The organism is Arthrobacter oryzae, assembly GCF_031454875.1.
In the GTDB taxonomy this organism is placed as follows: Bacteria; Actinomycetota; Actinomycetes; order Actinomycetales; family Micrococcaceae; genus Arthrobacter; species Arthrobacter oryzae_D.
Genome location: NZ_JAVDRQ010000007.1, coordinates 90,828 through 109,463, shown reverse-complemented (window position 1 = coordinate 109,463; position 18,636 = coordinate 90,828). Strand labels below are relative to the sequence as shown.

The following is an 18,636-nucleotide window of genomic DNA, read 5'->3' as shown; positions in this document are numbered from 1 at the left end:
TGAGTCCCTCCCAGTAACCGCTAGGACGCCCGGCGTGCGGCCAAGGCAGTTTTGAAAGCCGCCGCCGAGGCGTCACTGCTGTTGATGCGCCAGTCAGTTTCTTTCTGGAGATGGAACCACACGAAGCCAAGGACATCGGGCTGGGCCGCAAGATAGCTGACCAGGTCGGTGTTCCAGGCCGCTTTGGAGCCGCCTGCCTCACTCGACGCCGTCTCCGCGATCAGGATGGGAACTCCAGGGGCCAATGTCCGCAGCTGGGCGATCCCCGGAGCGAACAGGTCCTGCGGGGAAATCCAGCCGCTCCACGACGCCGACGTGCCCCAGTTGTACCCGTCAAGGGCCACAATGTCCACGTAGCCGGCGCCGGGGAACAGTCCGGCAAGCTCCGTGGAACCAAAGTAGGGAACATTGGGGCTCCATACCCAGGACACGTTGCTCGCTCCGGTGGCAGCAACGACGTCGTGCACGTGCCGCCAGGCCTGCACGTAGTCCCCCTGCTGGTTGCCGTTCACACCTTCGGCCCACGGGTACCAGTTGCCGTTCATCTCGTGGGCGAACCTCAGTTGGACCGGCTGGCCCCAGGCCGCCAGCGCTTGGCCCCACTGCGCAATGCGGTCGTCAAAGTCGCCGGCGGTGATTCTGTCCAAGGAGTAGGCGGGCTGTTCAAGTCCGCCGCCCCAGGCCCAGGGTTCCCAAGTAATCAGCGGGACAGCGCCACGGGCCCGTACGGCGTTCATCTCCGTGATGGGCGGCGCCTGGAGGAAGTCCTTGTAGAAGAGGACGCTGGAGGGGCTCTCCCCCGCCAACTGCGACACTTCATCCAATTCAGCACCAGCGAGCGGGCCGCCGGCGGTGGCAACCCCAAACCGGAGCGCCGCCGTGCTGACCGGCGGGACATAGGGAGCCGGGGCGGCAGCAACATTGAAGACAGATGAGGCTTTGACAGAGGAGGTCTTGGCCGTGATGGTCAGTGAACCAGTGGCCGTGGCCGGGATCGTGATGGAAGTGCTGAAGGCTCCGGATGCCGCTGTCTTGAACGAAAAGGTGGAGGACCCCGCTATGACGGTTCCGGTCGTGGAGGCCTTGAAGCCGGTTCCGCTGACTGTCACCGCAGACCCTGCCGGCCCTGTATTCGGATTGAGTGTGATCTGGGCTGCCGCCGGTGCTGCCTGGACGGGCTGGACGGCCGCCAGGGTCAGTCCAAGGCCCACAAAAAGGCCGGTAATAAGTGTCTTCACGGTCCTGAACAAGGCGATCCCCGCAATCGGCTGGTGGCTTCGATGCCACAGGTCAGTTCGGTGCCGGCAAGCACTTGTCCCGATCCTAAAGCGCAGGTGGGCCAGTCTGATCAAGATTGGCGCAAATTTTTTTGGAAATCGCATTCCGCAGCCGCGGGAGCCCTACTGTAAAAGAGGCAGGAATTATGTCCGCATCCGCTATCCCAGCTGTGCGAGGCAAAGGGAAGGGGTGTCCAATGGATGGACGGGATGGCGCCAGCCAACCCTACGTTGACCCCGCCGTGCTGCAGACGCTTCGCTGCGAACTCGAGCCGGACCCCGACTACTGCCTGGTGTTCGTCAACAGCTACATCCAGCAATTGCCGCGGCGCCTGGACCGGCTCCGGCACGCCGTGGAAGCCATGGACCTGGATGCTGCCATGGACGCCGTGCTGAGCGTCAAGACATCCAGCCAGATGGTTGGCGCGGCCTATCTGGGGATGCTCGCCGATGAACTCGAGACCATCCTCAGGCATTTGGAGACCCACCCAGGGAACCCGGGCGAGCAGCCTGCGCTGCTTCAGTTGGCCCTGTTGGAGAGCATGGACGCCTGCACAGGACAAACAGTGGCCGGACTCTCCGCCGCCGCGGCAGCGTGAAACCCTTTTAGGTCAGCGTTCCGCCGGGGCCAGCCGGTAGCCAACACCCCGGACAGTCTGGAGCCAGCGCGGATTCTGCGGACTGTCACCCAGCTTCTTGCGGAGGTTTCCCATGTGCACTTCAACGGACCGTTCGTCGGCCTCGGAGATGTAGCCACCGACGTCGTATGGCTCGTCCCGCAGCCGCCGCACCAATTCCGACTTGGTACGTACCATCCGGCCGGCCTCAAGAAGGGCGTACAGCAGGTCGAATTCAGTGCGCGTCAGGTGCAGTTCGCGTCCGTCCACGCTCACGGTCCGCGCCTCGTAGCTGAACTCGAGGCCGTTGTGCGTCAGCGTCCGGCCAGCGCCGCCGGTTGCGGCAGGTGCCTTGGCCGCGGCGGAGGAGTCCGACGTCGAACGCGGACGCCGCATCATGGCGGCGACGCGCGCGCGCAGTTCACGGGGACGGAAAGGCTTCGTCAGATAGTCGTCCGCGCCTGATTCCAAGCCGATGAGCGTATCCAGTTCCTCGGCGCGCGCGGTCAGCATGACGATGTACGCGTCGGAAAACTCCCTGATCTGGCGTGCGACTTCGAAGCCGTCGATGTCGGGGAGCCCCAGATCCAGGGTGATGACTGCGGGATTGAGCTCCTTGGCCGCAACAACACCGGCTGCCCCGCTGCTTGCCACCTGGACATCGAACCCTGCCTGGACAAGAACTACCCGCACCAGCTCACGGATGTCGTGGTCATCCTCGATTACCAGACCCACACGTGATTCACTCATCGCAGCCCCCTCAGTCCGCTCGATACCGTCAGAAGTATAGCGGTCGCCAGATATCGTGGGGGTATGCGCCCTGTAAACCGCACGTCTTTGTTCACCCGGCCATGAGTGGCAACCTCACTTGGGACATCTCATCCGGCCGGATATTGTTCTTCCGCCGGCCCTTCCACGAGTACTCGCTGCGGGGTCGGGTCATGCTGAGCCAGATGCCGCTGTCCATCACTGCCGGGCTCACAGCCGTCCTGATGCTGCTGTTTTTCCCGGGCACGCTTGCCCATCCCCTCTTCATCGCGTTCCTGGTGACACAGGTCCTCATTCTGTTCCTGTGCTACTTCACGCCGTGGGACCGGCTGCCGTACACCAGCTTCCTGGCGGTCCCCTTCCTTGACTTCGTCTCGATCGCATTGGGCCGGGAGGGCGGCCAGGAAAGCCTCACCGGCATCAGCCTCCTGGCGGTTTTTCCCGTCATCTGGCTGTGCGCGTCGGGGTTTTATCCGCGCACCGCCCTGCTGGTATCATTCCTCGCTCCCCTGGCCATCATCTGGGTGCCTTTGTTTGTCCGCGGCGACGTCTCGGGTCAGGACCTGGTGAAGTCCCTGCTGCTGCCGGTGATGATGCTGGGCATCGGCGTTTCTGTCAGCGTGTTGACGCTGAGCATGGTCCGCCAACAGCGCGACCTGGAGGAGAAGGATGCGCAGCTGCGCAGCGCCCTCAAGGACAGCAAGCGGCAGGAGGGGCTGCTCAATTCGGTGCTGGAAACGGTGCACCTGGGCGTCCTGGCAGTGGACGCGGACGGACATGACATCCTCATGAACCGTAAGCAGCGGCAGAACCACCGGCTCGCCGCGCCGAACGGAATCAGCGACCCGAACGAATCCCAGCTCCTGGTGTTCCAGCCAGACCGGACCACCAAGGTACCGGTGGAACAACGGCCCGTCCGCCGTGCGGTGATGGGCGAGAACTTTACGGACAACCTGGTGTGGCTTGGCAGCGGGAGTGAACAGCGCGCCATCACTACCAGCGCCCGCGCCATGCGGGACCATGACGGCGCCTTCGCCGGCTCAGTCATTGTGTTCAGTGATGTCACCGACCTGGTGAACGCGCTGGCCGCCAAAGATGACTTCGTGGCCAACGTCTCCCACGAGTTCCGGACCCCGCTGACCTCCATCCTGGGCTACGTAGAGCTGCTCCTTGATGACGGCGACGAACTGCAGGATTCCCATCGTGAACCGCTTAACATCATCCGCCGGAACTCCGAGCGGCTGCTGGGGCTGGTCTCGGACCTGCTTGCCAGCCGCAACGGGCAGCTCATCGTCAGCCCGCAGGCCGTAAACGTGGCCGAACTTGTGCGGGCCAGCGTCAGTGCCGCACTCCCCCGCGCCGCGGCAGCCAAGGTGCAGCTCCGGGCGGATGTCCCCGATCGGCTGGAGGCCCACGTGGATTCCGCGCGCATGTCGCAGGTACTGGACAACCTGGTCTCCAACGCCATCAAATACTCGCCCAATGGCGGCGACGTGGTGGTGTCCTTGCAGTCGGAAGGATCAGAGCTGGTGTGCCACGTCAGCGATACCGGGATGGGCATGAGCGAAAAGGACCAGGCCGAGGTGTTCAAGAAGTTCTTCCGGACCGGCAACGTGCGGAACACGGCCATCCCCGGAGTGGGGCTCGGGCTGTCCATCAGCAAGGCCATTGTTGAGGCACATGGCGGAAGCATTCACCTGCGGAGCGCGCTGGGCGAAGGAACAACCTTCACGGTGAAGGTGCCCGTCTAGGGCTGAGGCCGGAAGTCCTCGATGAGCATCCGGGCCATGCGCTGCGCCCGCTTTGAGGCGTCCAGGTCCCCCTCCGTCGCGGAGATGATGGAGCCCTTCATCAGGATGTGCCAGGAGCGGGAGAAGTCTTCCGCGTCCCGGAGCCCGGCCTCCTCCGCGAGCTGTTTGACGTGGCCTCGGATTTTGGCCAGGTAGTCAATGCTGGCACGTCCCAAGGGATGGGTGGCGCCCATTTCCAACAGGATGTTGATGAAGGAACACGCCTCAAAATCGTCGCGCCGGAACCAGTCCCCGAAGGCATCGAAGATCGCCAGCAGTTGCTCGGTGGGTGTGCTGCCGCGGCGGCGGGCATCGGCAACGATCAGGTCCACGGTCCACACCCGGTCGCGTTGCTCGAGGAAGGCGAGCACCAGTTCATCCTTGGACGCAAAGTGCCGGTAGAACGTTGCCTTGGCCACGCCGGCACTGCTGATCAGCTCGTTGACGCCCACGTCACGGATGCCCCGACGGGCGAAAAGCTGGTATGCGGTGTCAACTATCCGCTGCCTCGCAGCGGCAGGACTCATCACACCCTCGCCTTTCGGCGCAGGCTGCATTGATACAGAGTCTGGCGTGGAGGTCATTAAAACCAGTCTAGCTCAAAGGGCAGACAGACCTGTCTGTCTGGGATAGGATTTCCCTTATTCCGGTCGGTCGAATTCCCAGGCGTTGGAGCCAGAGCACTTGTGCCACAGGAGGATAAGAGATGCCGAAGAAGATGCTGTCAGCCGTTAACTCCCATCAGGGCGATTCGTGGCAGGCGCGCTCCGGGATCCATGCCGTTGGGGGGCCCGTCAGCGGGCGCGTGAATCTTGAGCCGATTCGCCACCAGTCGTGGGAAATCATCAATGAAATCCTAACGGACACCGATCCGGAGGGATCCGAAATCCGAAATCAGCTTCGCCGTTGCCTCAGCAAGAACCAAGGCAACCCTGAGAGGGCACTGCTCATGCACCTCATGTCAATGCCGGGCCGCTCCGCGCCCGCGACCTTTGATTAAGTCCTGCCTGCCGCACCACTTCGCCCCAGGACTGTTGTGCCAGGTCAGCAACAGCTGCCAGGATGTCCGACGGCGGCAGGGAAAGGTCAAGCGGGTACTCCACCACGTCGATGTCCGTATTGAGGATGCGCCTGAGCTTCATTTCCCCCGCACCTGCATACACCAGCCAGGCGGTGGGAACCCGTAGGGCCGTACAGAACGCCAGCATCTGGAAGTGGTCCGCGGACAGTGACGCGCCCTGGTCGGTGGCTGCCCGGTACTTGGTGTCGTAGACCACCACGGGACGGCCGCCCAGCAGATGCACCGCGTCGGGGCTCACCGTGAGCCGGTCTGAGTCGCGCACCGCCTCGTTCAGCAGGGCGTTGTACTGCAGCCGCATTTCGCCGGGGTAGGCAGCCATGGCTTCGCGGAGGGCTGTCCCCACGAAATCCTCGAACACCTGGCCCATGTCCACCACGAACGACGCCGTCTGCTGCTTTCCGTCGCCGGCTTCGGCCGATGCATTGCGCAGGATCACCTCGGACAGGCGGAGCACCGCGTGGTATCGCGTGTTCATCCTGGTGGGCCGCCACGGCGGCAGCGGCGCTCCGGACTGAAGACGAGTGACGGCGTCGAGCTTTCCCTTCAGCTGCCGCAGCCGGCTCTGTACGTCGGGCCGCACGCGGGGCACCTGCGCCATGCGCTCAAGGGCCGCCCGCAGGATGCGGTTCTCGGCAATGTCCTCGGTGAATTCGTCGTACGACACTTCCAGCGGCACAAGCATTCCCGGCCGGCGGGAAATCTGGTCCGAAATCCGGATCCGGCCTTTGACTGTCCGCAACGATTCATCCACGGTGAGGTAACCCTGGAGGACCCCGCGGCTCAACGCCCGGTCCGCCAGTTGCGCAAGCGATGCAGCCAGGGCGCTCCACAGGTCCGAGTCCTCCACGGCGGCCACCGGATCCTCGCGGAAGCCCTGGTTCCCCGCATAGCTGAGCAGGAACAGCAGCCGGCTGAGCCCCAGCCGGTCCTTTGGCCGGACCTCCAGCTGCACCGTGGGCGTGCGTACGGACCCCACCATGCCCACCGGTTCAATCCTGAACAGTCCCATGCCCATCGGGGACGCCTTGGCGAGGCCGCTGGCGTTCAGGAACGCGGCGCTGGCGGCGTCGAGCTTGTCCACCACGCCGCCGGAGAGCTCATCCAGGACGATGTGGCGGACGGCCTTGGCGGAGCTGGAAGGCTTCCGTGCGGGCATCGGCGGAACAGCGACCTGCAATCCGTTAGCGGGACGCAAGGCGGCCCAGCAGTTGCTCAAGCCCAAAGCGCTCTTGCAGCTGGGCCCGGTTCAGCTGCCCGTGGTAGTGCTCCTCCAGCAGGGGCATCAGCTCGTACTTCCAGATCCGGCGCAGGCCGGAGGGCGTCTGGGCCGCCTTCTTCATGAAGTAGGACGGCCCGATCATGAGGTCACGGTCCCATTCATCGATCGCGTCGTTGAGGGCGTCGAGCAGGAGGGCCGGGGTGGTGTCCAGGTCCCGGGCCTGCAGGAAGCGGAGCAAGGATCCCTTCACCGGCTCCGTCTTGGGGTGCAGCTCGATGAAGGAGAAGCGCCGGCGGATGGCGGCGTCCATCATGGCGATCGAGCGGTCCGCCGTGTTCATGGTGCCGATGATGTACAGGTTGTCCGGGAGCGTGAACGGTTCATTGGGGCTGTACTGGAGGTAGATCCGGTCATCGCGGTACTCCAGCAGGAAGTACAGCTCGCCGAAGACCTTGGCCAGGTTGGCGCGGTTCATCTCGTCGATGATCAGGAAATACGGCTTCTTTTCATTGCCGGGCTTGGCAGCTTCCTCCGCCAGCCGCCGCAGCGGACCGGCCACAAGCTTGAAGGACACCTGTCCTTCGTCGGTCTTGTCCGGCCTGAAGCCTTCGAAGAAGTCCTCGTAGGCGTACGACGGGTGGAACTGCACCAGCTTGACGCGCTCGTCCGTGCTGTCACCGGCAAGTTCGGCCGCCAGGTGCTTGGCGAGGTAGGTTTTGCCTGTTCCGGGCGGGCCGTACAGCACGAGCTGCCGGTTCTCCTCCAGGAGCTCCGCGATTTCCTGCAGCGGTTCCAGGTCCATGTGCAGGGACGCCGCGAATTCCTCCGTCAGCGGACGGAACCCTTCCGGGACGGGTTCGACGACGGCGGCCGGCGCGGCGGCGTCGTCGGCCTCCGCTTCCGCTTCGGCGGGCAACAGCGCCTGCAGTGCCTGGACCACCCGGGTGACGTCCACGATGATCCCAGGGGTGGCCAGCTGCCGCTGGACGTGCCGGGGAAGGTCCGTCATGGTGTGCGCTTCGTCGAACCAGCGGACCTTGCGCCGCATCCTGCGGTTGTCCTCGTTATGCTCCGGCTCGCCCAGCACGACGCCGATGCGAACAGAGCCGGCGTGCTGGTACAGGACGAGGTCGCCCGGTTTCATGACCGTGAGGAAGGCGAAGACGGCGGTCTTGTTGTCCTCGCGCTCCACATAGCCAAGGTGCTTGTAGTCCTCGTCCACGGCGTGCTGGACCAGTCCCGCGGTGACTCCGGGGCCCAGGAGGCGCAGGTGCTCCACGTCGAGCGTCACCTTCTCTTCGCCGTGCCATGCCGTCAGCAGGTCCTTGACGTCATGGTGGGTGCGCAGCAGCCAGGCACGGCGGCCCGGATCCCCCACCTTGCGCCACTGGCTCACCAGCTGGCGGGCATACCAGTCGATGCGCTGGCCGGCCTGCTTGTCGAGGTAGAGGCGGATGCGGTGGATGTCAGCGGTTATTTCCTCGTCGCTGTCGCCCTTGGCGCCGCCCACCAGGGAGGCGAAGGCATCCCGGATTTCCTGCCGCTCGACGTCAGCCACCACGGGTTCGAAGTAGCTGGGCCACGCCAGGTATTCGACGCTGCGGCGGATCGCGGGCTGGTCATCCGGCGTGCCGGCAGCGAGCAGGTGGAATGCCAGCGGGTCCTTCAATGCCTTGGCCTTGGCGGCCGCGGACTGCCGGTCCACGTGCTGGACAAAGCGGCACAGCCACCTCAGGTGATCCCAGATGGTCCAGTTGAACTCGGCGGTGCGGTCGCGGATGACGCCGTGATCTGTCATGCCCTGGTAAAGCTCGCCGGGCAGTTCAAGCGGCGGTTCAAGCCATGACGCCGCCTCTGCCACCCGGGCGCGCTTGACCTTGAGCGATTTCACTTCATGGGCCAGCGGCAGCGACTGCAGGAAGAGCAGTTCGACAGCCAGCTGCTTGGCTCCCCGCGAGGCATCCGCCAGGTTCTGGCGGAGGTTGGTCATCATGGGCGCCTTGGGGTCCGCCACACCCCGTTCCAGGCGCTCCAGCAGCTCCGTAGCGGCGGCCGCCGTCCACGTGGGAGTCCGCCCGTCCAGCGCCGACGGCCTGCCCTGCAGACCGGCCCCGAGGACAAACCACGCCGCATCCTCGATCTCCTTGGAGATACCGGGGGCGCGGGTCATGGCAGGCTTCGCGGTGGGGGTCATGCCTTCAAATTTACAGGCTAAACCTGAACGCCAACACCAAGAAGCCCCGGCTTGCTACTCAGCGGTAGATCAGCAGGTGGTCCTATTTCACGGCGGGCAGGTTCTTGCGCCCGAACGCAAAATAGCTTCCCGGACCCACGAAATTGATCAGCGTAACCATCCGCCAGACCGCCTTGCTGCCGCGGATCTGCTCCGCGGGGCGACGGGAAATGTCCCGCTGCGCGGCGACCAGCAGCGAGAGCTGCACCGCCCCGACCAGGACAGTTCCGAACCGGGCCAGCGGAGGCATTTCCTTCCAGGACTTCTTCTTTTTCTTCGTTGCCATTGGCCGATGCTCCTTGGTTGTAGTGACGATCATAATGACGAGGCCCCGCCTGCAGGTAGGGGCTTTAGGCTCAGGCCCTTTTAGGCTCAGGCCGCGAACGGCGCGAGCCGTTCCTTTTGCTCCGGAGTCAGGCGAAGCACCCTGCCGGTAGCCTCATCCACGAATGCCAGATGGGTGGTGGCCTTAACGCAGTCCTCCCCGGTGACCGGATCCTGCAACAGGTAGTGGATGTCGAAGCTGGCGCCTTTCACGGCGCCGATCCACAGCTGGACCACAGCCGGCACATTCCGGTATTCGAGGGTCCGAACGTAGCGGATTTTATGCTCCACCACCAAGGCCATGGTGCCCTCCTCAACATCGTTGAAGAGTGACACCTGCGGCTCGACGCCGGGCAGCCCGGCACCGCGCGGCGGGCCGAAGGCCGCGATGCGGGCCTCCTCCAGCATCCGTACGACCTGCACATTGTTGATGTGCCCGTACGCATCCATGTCGCCCCACCGCATCGGTACGAGAACCTCGATGCGGCGGGGGCCGGTGGCGCTCAGCTGTGCACCGCCGTCGCGTCATCCGCAAGTGACTGGTCTGCGTCCTCGCCGGCGAACTGGGACATGTAGAGGCGATAATAAGCGCCCTTGAGTTCCAGCAGGTCGTGGTGGTTCCCCTGCTCCACGATCCGCCCGGCTTCCATCACCAGGATGGTGTCGGCGTCGCGGATGGTGGAAAGCCGGTGTGCGATCACAAAGCTGGTCCGGTCCGTCCGCAGGGCAGCCATGGCCTTCTGGACCAGGACTTCCGTGCGCGTGTCCACGGAGCTGGTTGCCTCGTCCAGGATGAGCAGTGAGGGGTTGGCCACAAAGGCGCGTGCAATGGTGATGAGCTGCTTCTCACCCGCGCTGACGTTGTTGCCTTCTTCGTCGATGACTGTGTTGTAGCCCTCGGGAAGTGCCCGGACGAACCGGTCCACGAACGTCGCGCGGGCCGCCTCCATCACCTGGTCGTCGGTGGCGTTGAGGTTTCCGTACCTGATGTTGTCGTAGATGCTGCCGCCGAACAGCCAGGCGTCCTGCAGCACCATGCCTACCTTGGCCCGCAGTTCGGAGCGGCTCAGGCGGGTGATATCCACACCGTCCAGCGTGATGCTTCCCGAGTTGAGCTCATAGAAACGCATCACCAGGTTGACCAGGGTGGTCTTGCCCGCGCCGGTGGGGCCGACGATGGCTACGGTGTGCCCCGGTTCGGCGTTGAAGGACAGGTCCTCGATCAGAGGCTTGTCCTCCGAGTAGCTGAAGGTCACGTGCTTGAATTCCACGTGGCCGTCGGTCTTGGCAGGCAGGTGCTCGGTGGCGGTCTCGGCATCCTGCTCGTCGGCATCCAGGAATTCGAAGACCCGCTCAGCCGAGGCAACGCCGGACTGCAGCATATTCGCCATGCCGGCCATCTGTCCCAGCGGCTGCGTGAACTCCCGCGAGTACTGGATGAACGCGGTGGCGTCGCCCAGGCTCATGCCGCCCGAAGCCACCCTCAGGCCGCCGACCACTGCGATGCCGACATAGCTGAGGTAGGAGACGAACTGCATGACCGGCATGATCATGCCCGAGACGAACTGCGCTCCGAAGCTGGCCTTGTACAGGGCTTCGTTGCGTTCGTCGAAACTTTCCAGGGTGTCTGCATCCCGGCCGAAGACACGTACGAGGTCGTGCCCTGAGAATGATTCCTCGATCTGGCCGTTGAGCTGGCCGGTGTTCTTCCATTGCGCCGCGAACAGTTTCTGGCTGCGGGAGCCGATGATGCCTGCGGCCACCCCGGACAGCGGGAGGGCGACCAGGGCGATGAGGGCAAGCTGCCATGACACGATGAACATCATGATCACGATGCCGATCACCGTCAGCGCGGAACTGATCAGCTGCGCGAAGGCTTGCTGCAGCGCCTGCTGGATGTTGTCGACGTCGTTGGTGACGCGGGACAGGGTGTCGCCACGCTGTCGGGTGTCGAAGTAGTTCAGGGGCAGCCGGTTGAGCTTTTTCTCGGTGTCGTCGCGCAGTTTGCGGACCACTCGCATCACCAGGACATTCAGGACATAGCCCTGCAGCCAGGTGAAGATGTTGGCCACGAAGTACATCACCAGCACGACGCTGATCAGGAACGACAGCTTCTGGAAATCGATCCCGATGCCCGGGACCAGTTCCATCTTGGCGATCATGTCCGCGAAATTGTTTTCGCCCTGGGCACGCAGGCCGTCCACGAACTGGTCCTTGCTGACTCCGGCGGGCAGTTGCTTACCCACTACTCCGCCGAAGATGACGTCCATTGCCTGGCCCAGGATCTTGGGGGCCACGACGTTGAGGACCACGGCCACTGTCACCATGGCGAGTACCAGCGCGATGCCGGCGGACTCGGGCTTCAGCAGGCCCATCAGCCGCTTGGCGGAGGGCCAGAAATGCTCGGCCTTCTTCGCCGGCGTGCCGCCGAACATGTCGCCGTCGGCCTCGGTGGGCTTGTATTCCTCTTCGTAGAAGTCGTCGTCCTCCACGGGAAGTGTTTCCTGGCCTGCGGGGAGTTTCTCGTTGGTGCTCATGCCACTTCCTCCGCGGTCAGCTGGGACTCGACGATTTCCTGATAGGTGGTGGAACTGAGCAGCAGTTCATCGTGCGTGCCCCGGTCCACGATCCGGCCGTTGTCCAGTACCAGGATCTGGTCGGCGTCGGCGATGGTGGATACGCGCTGGCCGACAATGATTACCGTCGCGTCGGCGGTTTTTGCCTTGAGCGCGCGGCGCAGCCGGGCGTCCGTTGCGACGTCGAGCGCCGAGAAGGAGTCATCGAACAGGTACACCTTGGGCTGGGTTACCAAAGCCCTGGCGATGCACAGGCGCTGGCGCTGGCCGCCGGAAACGTTGGTGCCGCCCTGGGCGATCCTTGACCCGAGGCCGTTCTTCTTTTCCCGGACGAAGTCCGCGGCCTGCGCCACTGTAAGTGCGTCCCACAGCTCCTGGTCCGTTGCCTCGGTCTTCCCGAAGCGCAGGTTGTGCTCGATGGTCCCGGAGAAGAGGTATGGCCGCTGCGGCACCATGGCCACCCGGCCCGTGATTTCGGAACGCTCCAGATTGGTGATGGGCACGCCGTCGAGCAGCACCTCCCCGGACGCGACGTCGTACAGCCTCGGCAGCAGGGACAGCAGGCTGGTCTTGCCGGCGCCGGTTGAACCGACGATGGCCACGGTCTGGCCAGGCTCGGCGGTGAAGCTGATGTTGCTCAGGACTGGTTCTTCGGCCCCGGGGTACGCGAACGAGACGTTGCGGTATTCCACGCGCCCCGTCCGGTGGGTGGGCGCCACAGGCGCCACCGGTTCATGGATGGAGGGCTCGACGTCGAGCACCTCGCCGATGCGGTCCGCGCAGACCGAAGCGCGCGGAATCATCATGGCCATGAACGTGCCCATCATGACCGCCATAAGGATCTGCAGGAGGTACTGCAGGAAAGCCGTCAGGGAACCGACCTGCATCTCCCCGGCATCCACCCGTTGACCGCCGAACCACAGCACGGCTGCGGTGGAGACATGGAGGATCATGCCGATGGCCGGGAACATCAAGACGAACAAGGCTCCGATTTTCAGCGAGACGTCGGTGAGTTCGCGGTTGGCCTCGCCGAATCGCTCAGTTTCGTGCGGTTCCCGGACGAAGGCACGGACCACGCGGATGCCAATGATCTGCTCGCGGAGAATCCCGTTGATACGGTCGATCTTTGTCTGCATGGAGCGGAACAGGGGCATAAGGCGGACCACCAGGTACCCCACCACCGCGATCAGCACCGGAACGGAGACCCAGACCAGCCAGGACAGGCTCAGGTCCTCACGAAGTGCCATGATGATGCCGCCGATGCACATGATGGGCGTGGCCACCATGAAGTTCAGCCCCATCAGAACCAGCATCTGGACCTGCTGGACATCGTTGGTGCCACGTGTGATCAGGGTGGGGGCGCCGAAGACATTGACGTCTTTGGCCGAAAAGCTCGTCACCTTGCGGAAGACGCCACGCCGCAGGTCCCGGCCGAAGGCCATGGCCGCTTTCGAGCCGAAGTAGACACCGGCGATGGCGGTAGCCACCTGGATCAGGGCCACCCCGAGCATGACCGCGCCGGTTCGCCAGATGTAGTCAGTGTCCCCCCGGGAGACGCCCTCATCGATAATCTGGGCGTTCAGGCTCGGGAGGTAGAGGGCAGCGATGGTGGACGCCAACTGGAAAAGAATGACTGCCGCGATATACGGCAAATACGGCTTGGAGTAGCGCCGGATGAGGGTGACGAGCATGCCCGGTAGTCCTTAGGAAGAGCGCGAAGTGAATGGAAGAAGTAATACCAGCCGGGGCTGACACTCTTAGCCTTCCAACAATACGAAATCCGTTGCCTATGCGAAACATCGGCCGGTAAATATCATCCGTAGGGCGTATCCGGTCCAGCGTGCCGGCAGAGTGCCCCACGTGCGTCCTGTTACGGGTGAAACGGGTGTTATCCCCCGCCTTCAGGAGAACGGGCAGTGAAAATCGGGTACCCAGTCAAGTATCGGCTACTCGCGACTACGCCAGTGCCTGAGGATTAGCGTGAAGTGGTCAGTTAGTTGACAACTCTGCAGGAGAGTCGCAGGTGATCTGGGCACCTACGAAGGCCGGTCGGCTCCTCCATGGGCCTCCCGCTCCCGCAGTCTGGTCAGTCCTCAATGATCCAGATGGAGAATCCCATGAAGAGAATCCTCGCAACTGCCGGGATCGCCGGCATTGCGTTAATAGGCGTCACTGCCCCGGCAAGTGCCGGAGACAAAGACAGTGACAAAAAGATCAGCATCTGCCACGCGACGGGCTCCGAATCAAACCCCTACGTCCACATCACGGTCAGCGAAAACGCCGCCAACGGAAATGGCGGCCATGCCTCGCATGCTGGCGACCTGATTCCTGCGCCCGCATCCGGCTGCCCTGGTGGGTCAAAGGGTGGCCATGACAAGGACGACGACGGCCACGGCCACGGCTCCAAGAAGATCACCATTTGCCACGCGACGGGATCCGACAAGAACCCTTACGTCGTCATCACCATTCCCGAAAAGGCGTGGTGGAACGGCCACAAGGAAGGGCACAACGGCCGGGCAGATATTTATCCCGTCCCGGCGGGCGGCTGCGTCGACAAGGACCACGAGAAGCCGCCGGTCGAGAAGCCCCCTGTTGAGAAGCCGCCGGTCGAGAAGCCCCCTGCTGAGAAGCCGCCGGTGGAGACCCCGCCGGTAGAGACCCCGCCGGTTGTGACGCCGCCGGTCGTGGTCCCGCCGGTCGTGGCACCGTCTGCTGTCACTCCGCCGGTTGTTGTCGCAGTGCCGGCCGGAGCCGCAGCTGCCCCGGCAGTAGTCAACCGCGGTTTCAACGCCCAGACGGCGGCCGGAGCCCCGACAGACTCCGGTACGCCCGCCTGGTTCGGAGGCCTTGCGGCTTTGCTTGGTGCAACGGGGCTGGTTGCCCTGCGGCACAGGGGACGCCTGCAGGACTTCCAGGCAACGAAGTAAGGCCGATCCTGTGGTCAGGACGGGCATCCGCCGGCATGGTGCGATGCCCGTCCACGCCTATCCCTACAGAGGTGCTCCGATGTCACTCCCCGGCCGTCCCTTAGACAACCTTCCCGGGCCCCCGGCTGACAGCGAACCGGAACTTGGAGTGCCGGAGGACGGGGGTCCCGAGGACAGAGCAACCCGGATGGAAGCCCGCCATCGACCGGTGCTGGAACGGTGGCGGAGTGAGCTGTCCCGCCTTGGGGGCTCGCTGTCCTCGAAAAGCCTGTCCCTGAACCGCGGCGATCTGTTGCTGCTCCTTGCCGGCGTCGTGGCTTTCTTCATGTTTACCTTCCTCCCGGGCATGGCGGCTCCCGGGAATCCGTTCGGCACATCCGGGGCCCACCCGGCAACTGCCCCGTATTCACCTTCCGCCGTCGCGGGCCTGCCCGGCAATGCAGTCCCGCCGGATACCTTCCCCTGGAGCGGCAAGGACGCGGCTGTGAAGAGCGGCGCGGCCTCCCCCGCGGCACCGCACCCTCCGAGCCCGCCCAAGTATCCGCCGGCCGCGACCCCCACCAGGATCGTGTATCCGGCGGCCGGATTGGACGTGGTGATTCATCCGCTGACCCGCACGCCGGAGGAACTTGAGTCCCAGGCGATCGTGCCGCCCATCACCGTGGACGGCTATTGGGTATCAGACCTCGGCATGCCCGGTGACGGGTCCACCAACACGACGTACATCCTGGGCCACAGCTGGGAAGGCCGCGACGCTCCCTTCAACCGGCTCAGCGCCGCGAGCGCCCCGGGCGACGTCTTCGAAGCCACCACCGCGTCGGGAACCATGCGGTACAGGGTGGACTCGGTGGACACCTATGTGAAGGCAAGCCTCAAGGACAGCCCCATCTGGACTGCCGTTCCCAACCGCCTCGTCCTGATCAGCTGTTATACGGAAGATCCCTGGGGGAAAAACGTGGTGGTGGTTGCGTCTCCGGTCCCGGCGGCCTGACCAGCGCAACCCTGGCGACGGCGACGGCGGCACTCACGCCGCCGTCGCCGTCGTATGTTGTTGGGCTATTCGCTGCGGTGACGGCCGTGCGTTGCGATGTAGTCCGCCGCGGCGCGCTGAAGTTTCCGTTCCTTGGCAAGCTGCCGCCGGAGGGTGGTGAGCTCCCCGCTGATGCGCGCCTGTTCGGCAGCGATCTCCCGCTGCTCTGCCGTCTGTTCGTGGACGGCCCGCAGCGCCTCGGCCAGATGGAGCTGCTGTTCCGCCAGCAGCTGCTGGGTCTGCATCAGCAGGGGCACGACGTCGGCGGGTTCTGACTGCGGGTCAGCCACCAGGGTCCGGGAGCGGGCCAGGGAACCCTCTCGGTCGGCAAAGGGAACGTCCCCGTCCAAGTGGACGCGCCCTTCTCGTGTGGCACCTCGATCCTGACGCGCCGCATCGGGGAAGCGGGACTCATGGGCGCGCTGCCTGCTCAGGACCTCGATGAACTCCCGGTCGAGGTCCACGATGCCGGCGTCGGCCGAGGCGGCGGGAGCGGAAGTGACCGGAGTGCCGCCGTCGTCCGCGGCAGCAGTTGCCGGGACGATGTCCACGGTGCGGCGCAGCGGTTGTTCCTTGATGCAAAGCACTGCCGCCAGGGCGATGATGCCGATCACCGCGGAGATCAGGAAGATTTCCGCCGTCGCGTCACCGTAGGCAGCCCGCATGATGTCCCGGATCGGGGCCGGCATGTCCTGGAGGTCCATGCTGGCTCCCGCTGATCCGCCGGCGGCCGGGATCCCGGCTGCAGCCAGGCCTTCGGCGGCCAGCTCCTTGACGCGGTTGGCCAGGACGGCGCCGAGCACGGACACCCCGATCGCGCCACCCACTGAACGGAAGAACGCCACGGAGGCACTGGCCGTGCCGATGTCTGTTGCCCGAACGGTGTTCTGCACAGCCAGCACGAGGTTCTGCATCAGCAGGCCCAGCCCCAGGCCCAGGACCGCGGTGTAGAGGCCGGTCAGCCAGAGTTCGGTGGTGTGGTCGATGGTTCCGGCGAGCCCCAGGCCGCCGATCAGGAGGACGGAGCCCGCAACCAGGTAGCGCTTCCATTTACCGGTCCGGCTGATGAGCTGGCCTGACAGCACCGAGCCGATGAGGTTGCCGGCGATCATGGGCAGCGTCAGCAGGCCTGCTTCGGTGGGAGTGGCACCGCGGGCCACCTGGAAATACTGGCCAAGGAAGGCGGAGGAGCCAAACATGCCGACGCCCACCACGACGGACGCGAGGATGGCCAGCGCCGTGGTGCGTTCGCTGATGATCTTGAGCGGGATGATGGGCTGTTCCACTTTGGACTCCACCACAACGAGGAGGGCCAGGAGCAGCATGCCGCCACCCACCATGGCTGCGGTCTGCCAGGACCACCAGTCGTAGTATTCCGGGTTGCCGGCAAAGGACACCCAGATCAGCAGCAGGCTGACGCCGGAGGTGAGCAGGATGGAACCGAGCCAGTCGATCTTTGCGTGGCGTTTGATGTGGGGAAGCTTGAGCGTAATCTGCAGCAGGATGAGGGCGATGATAGCCAGCGGGACGCAGACGAAGAAGGTCCAGCGCCAGCCCAGCGGACTGTCCACGATAAATCCGCCCAGCAGCGGGCCGCCGGCGGTGCCCACAGCCATGACACCGCCCATGTAACCGGAGTACTTGCCGCGGTCCCGGGGCGGGATGATGGAGCCGATGATGGCCTGCGCCAGTGCGGTGAGGCCACCCATGGCGACGCCCTGGATAACGCGGGCGGTCAGCAGCAGGGGGATCGTTTCGGACAGGCCCGCCATGACGGAACCGGCCACGAAGATCACAATGCTCAGCTGGACGAGCACCTTCTTGTCGAAGAGATCGGCGAGCTTGCCCCAGATCGGGGTGGTGGCGGCGTTGGCCAGCAGTGCCGCCGTGATGACCCAGGCGAAGTCCGTCTGGGTGCCCTTGAGCTCGGACATGATGGTGGGCAGCGCGTTGGCCACGATGGTGCTGCTGATGATCGCCGTAAAGAATGCGGCCAGCAGCCCGGTGAGGGCCTCCATGATCTGGCGGTGGCTCATCGCAGCCTGCGGAGCCGGTGCGGACTGCTGTGGTGTCTTTGACAGGGCCCGGGACGGACCGGTGGCTGTAGCGTGGCTTGCCATGTGCAGCTCCTAAGCGGTTGGAATGTTATCGGTGGTTCCGGCCGTCTTTGCCCGGGCTGAGTCCCTGAGGGATTCGGCAAGTTTCTTCAGGATTTTCGCTGTCTCTTCGGCGTCGGCTTCGCTCCAGTCCTGCAGGTAGCCCTGGAGTGTGGCAGTGCGCTGCTGCTCTATCTCGCGCAGTTTCCCCGCTCCGGCCTCGGACAGCGCCACAAGCTGGGCCCGCCCGTCTTCCGGATCCGGCCGGCGGACCACCAGGCCCTGCTCCTCCAGGTCGGCAATGTGCCGGCTCAGGACGGGAGCGCTGACACCCAGCCTCGCGGCGAGATGCGTGGCGCGGGATTCCCCCTCGCCCACGAACCGCAGGACGCCCTGGAGTGCCACCCCCGGTTCCTGCCCTCGGAGGCTCGCGACCGAGACGCAGCGGACCGCCCGCTGGAGGTCGAAGATCTGGTACACGAGATCGGCCGCTGTTTCCGATGCAACTGCCATGCCTAGTTAACCCCTTTGCTTGCCTAAGGCAACTATACGGTAAATTGGTTGCTTTGGGAAACTAATCGCTTGGAGGTGGCGAACGCACGCCTGAGCGGTTAAACGCCGAGCGCGAACGGACAGTTGAGGCCCCCGCTTTTGGGGCCTCAACTGTCCGTTCGCGCTATGTGGTGGTGGCGGTTTGG

15 protein-coding genes are annotated in these 18,636 nt (G+C 64.5%); 4 read left to right on the top strand and 11 right to left on the bottom strand.

The window, feature by feature from the left end:
• Positions 1-20: 20 nt before the first annotated feature.
• Positions 21-1,238: a glycoside hydrolase family 26 protein gene (locus J2805_RS14045; RefSeq protein WP_309977212.1), complete on the bottom strand. Its 1,218-nt coding sequence runs from the start codon at positions 1,236-1,238 to the stop codon at positions 21-23.
• A gap of 236 nt (positions 1,239-1,474) precedes the next feature.
• On the opposite strand from J2805_RS14045, the gene J2805_RS14040 reads away from it, so the two are divergent.
• Positions 1,475-1,876, top strand: coding sequence for an Hpt domain-containing protein (locus tag J2805_RS14040; RefSeq protein WP_309977210.1), 402 nt, complete (start codon positions 1,475-1,477; stop codon positions 1,874-1,876).
• Positions 1,877-1,888: 12 nt separating this feature from the next.
• Here the strand turns inward: J2805_RS14040 and J2805_RS14035 are convergent, their stop codons facing one another.
• Positions 1,889-2,644 (bottom strand): response regulator transcription factor, encoded by a 756-nt coding sequence (locus J2805_RS14035; protein WP_309977207.1) that lies wholly within the window; start codon positions 2,642-2,644, stop codon positions 1,889-1,891.
• A gap of 101 nt (positions 2,645-2,745) precedes the next feature.
• On the opposite strand from J2805_RS14035, the gene J2805_RS14030 reads away from it, so the two are divergent.
• The gene (locus tag J2805_RS14030; RefSeq protein ID WP_309977204.1) at positions 2,746-4,413 is read left to right on the top strand and encodes a sensor histidine kinase; all 1,668 of its coding nucleotides are present in this window, start codon (positions 2,746-2,748) and stop codon (positions 4,411-4,413) included.
• On the opposite strand, the gene J2805_RS14025 is transcribed toward J2805_RS14030, so the two are convergent.
• The 7 genes from J2805_RS14025 to J2805_RS13995 all read right to left on the bottom strand — a co-directional run bounded on the left by J2805_RS14025 (position 4,410) and on the right by J2805_RS13995 (position 13,576).
• Positions 4,410-4,979, bottom strand: coding sequence for a TetR/AcrR family transcriptional regulator (locus J2805_RS14025; RefSeq protein WP_309977580.1), 570 nt, complete (start codon positions 4,977-4,979; stop codon positions 4,410-4,412). The genes J2805_RS14030 and J2805_RS14025 overlap by 4 nt on opposite strands.
• 429 nt (positions 4,980-5,408) lie before the next feature.
• Positions 5,409-6,689, bottom strand: coding sequence for an McrC family protein (locus tag J2805_RS14020; RefSeq protein WP_309977202.1), 1,281 nt, complete (start codon positions 6,687-6,689; stop codon positions 5,409-5,411).
• Between the two features lie 25 nt (positions 6,690-6,714).
• Positions 6,715-8,946 carry an McrB family protein gene (locus J2805_RS14015; RefSeq protein WP_309977200.1) on the bottom strand — a complete coding sequence of 744 codons (2,232 nt, stop codon included), beginning with the start codon at positions 8,944-8,946 and terminating at the stop codon, positions 6,715-6,717.
• Positions 8,947-9,028: 82 nt separating this feature from the next.
• Positions 9,029-9,271: a PLDc N-terminal domain-containing protein gene (locus J2805_RS14010; RefSeq protein WP_309977198.1), complete on the bottom strand. Its 243-nt coding sequence runs from the start codon at positions 9,269-9,271 to the stop codon at positions 9,029-9,031.
• A gap of 86 nt (positions 9,272-9,357) precedes the next feature.
• Complete coding sequence (locus J2805_RS14005) at positions 9,358-9,774, bottom strand: acyl-CoA thioesterase (RefSeq protein ID WP_309977197.1); 417 nt, start codon at positions 9,772-9,774, stop codon at positions 9,358-9,360.
• A gap of 38 nt (positions 9,775-9,812) precedes the next feature.
• Positions 9,813-11,846: an ABC transporter ATP-binding protein gene (locus J2805_RS14000; RefSeq protein WP_309977195.1), complete on the bottom strand. Its 2,034-nt coding sequence runs from the start codon at positions 11,844-11,846 to the stop codon at positions 9,813-9,815.
• Positions 11,843-13,576: an ABC transporter ATP-binding protein gene (locus J2805_RS13995; protein ID WP_309977193.1), complete on the bottom strand. Its 1,734-nt coding sequence runs from the start codon at positions 13,574-13,576 to the stop codon at positions 11,843-11,845. The genes J2805_RS14000 and J2805_RS13995 overlap by 4 nt, the downstream gene beginning before the upstream one ends.
• Positions 13,577-14,002: 426 nt before the next feature.
• Here J2805_RS13995 and J2805_RS13990 point away from each other — a divergent pair, with 426 nt between their 5' ends.
• Together J2805_RS13990 and J2805_RS13985 are read left to right on the top strand one after the other, a co-directional pair.
• Positions 14,003-14,812, top strand: a complete 810-nt coding sequence (locus tag J2805_RS13990; protein WP_309977191.1) for a hypothetical protein — start codon at positions 14,003-14,005, stop codon at positions 14,810-14,812.
• A gap of 187 nt (positions 14,813-14,999) precedes the next feature.
• Positions 15,000-15,803 (top strand): class F sortase, encoded by an 804-nt coding sequence (locus J2805_RS13985; RefSeq protein WP_309977190.1) that lies wholly within the window; start codon positions 15,000-15,002, stop codon positions 15,801-15,803.
• Between the two features lie 65 nt (positions 15,804-15,868).
• Here the strand turns inward: J2805_RS13985 and J2805_RS13980 are convergent, their stop codons facing one another.
• A complete protein-coding gene (locus J2805_RS13980) occupies positions 15,869-17,878 on the bottom strand; it encodes an MFS transporter (protein ID WP_309977578.1) in 2,010 nt (669 codons plus the stop codon).
• Positions 17,879-17,971: 93 nt separating this feature from the next.
• Positions 17,972-18,451 (bottom strand): MarR family winged helix-turn-helix transcriptional regulator, encoded by a 480-nt coding sequence (locus tag J2805_RS13975; protein WP_309977188.1) that lies wholly within the window; start codon positions 18,449-18,451, stop codon positions 17,972-17,974.
• Positions 18,452-18,636 lie beyond the last annotated feature (185 nt).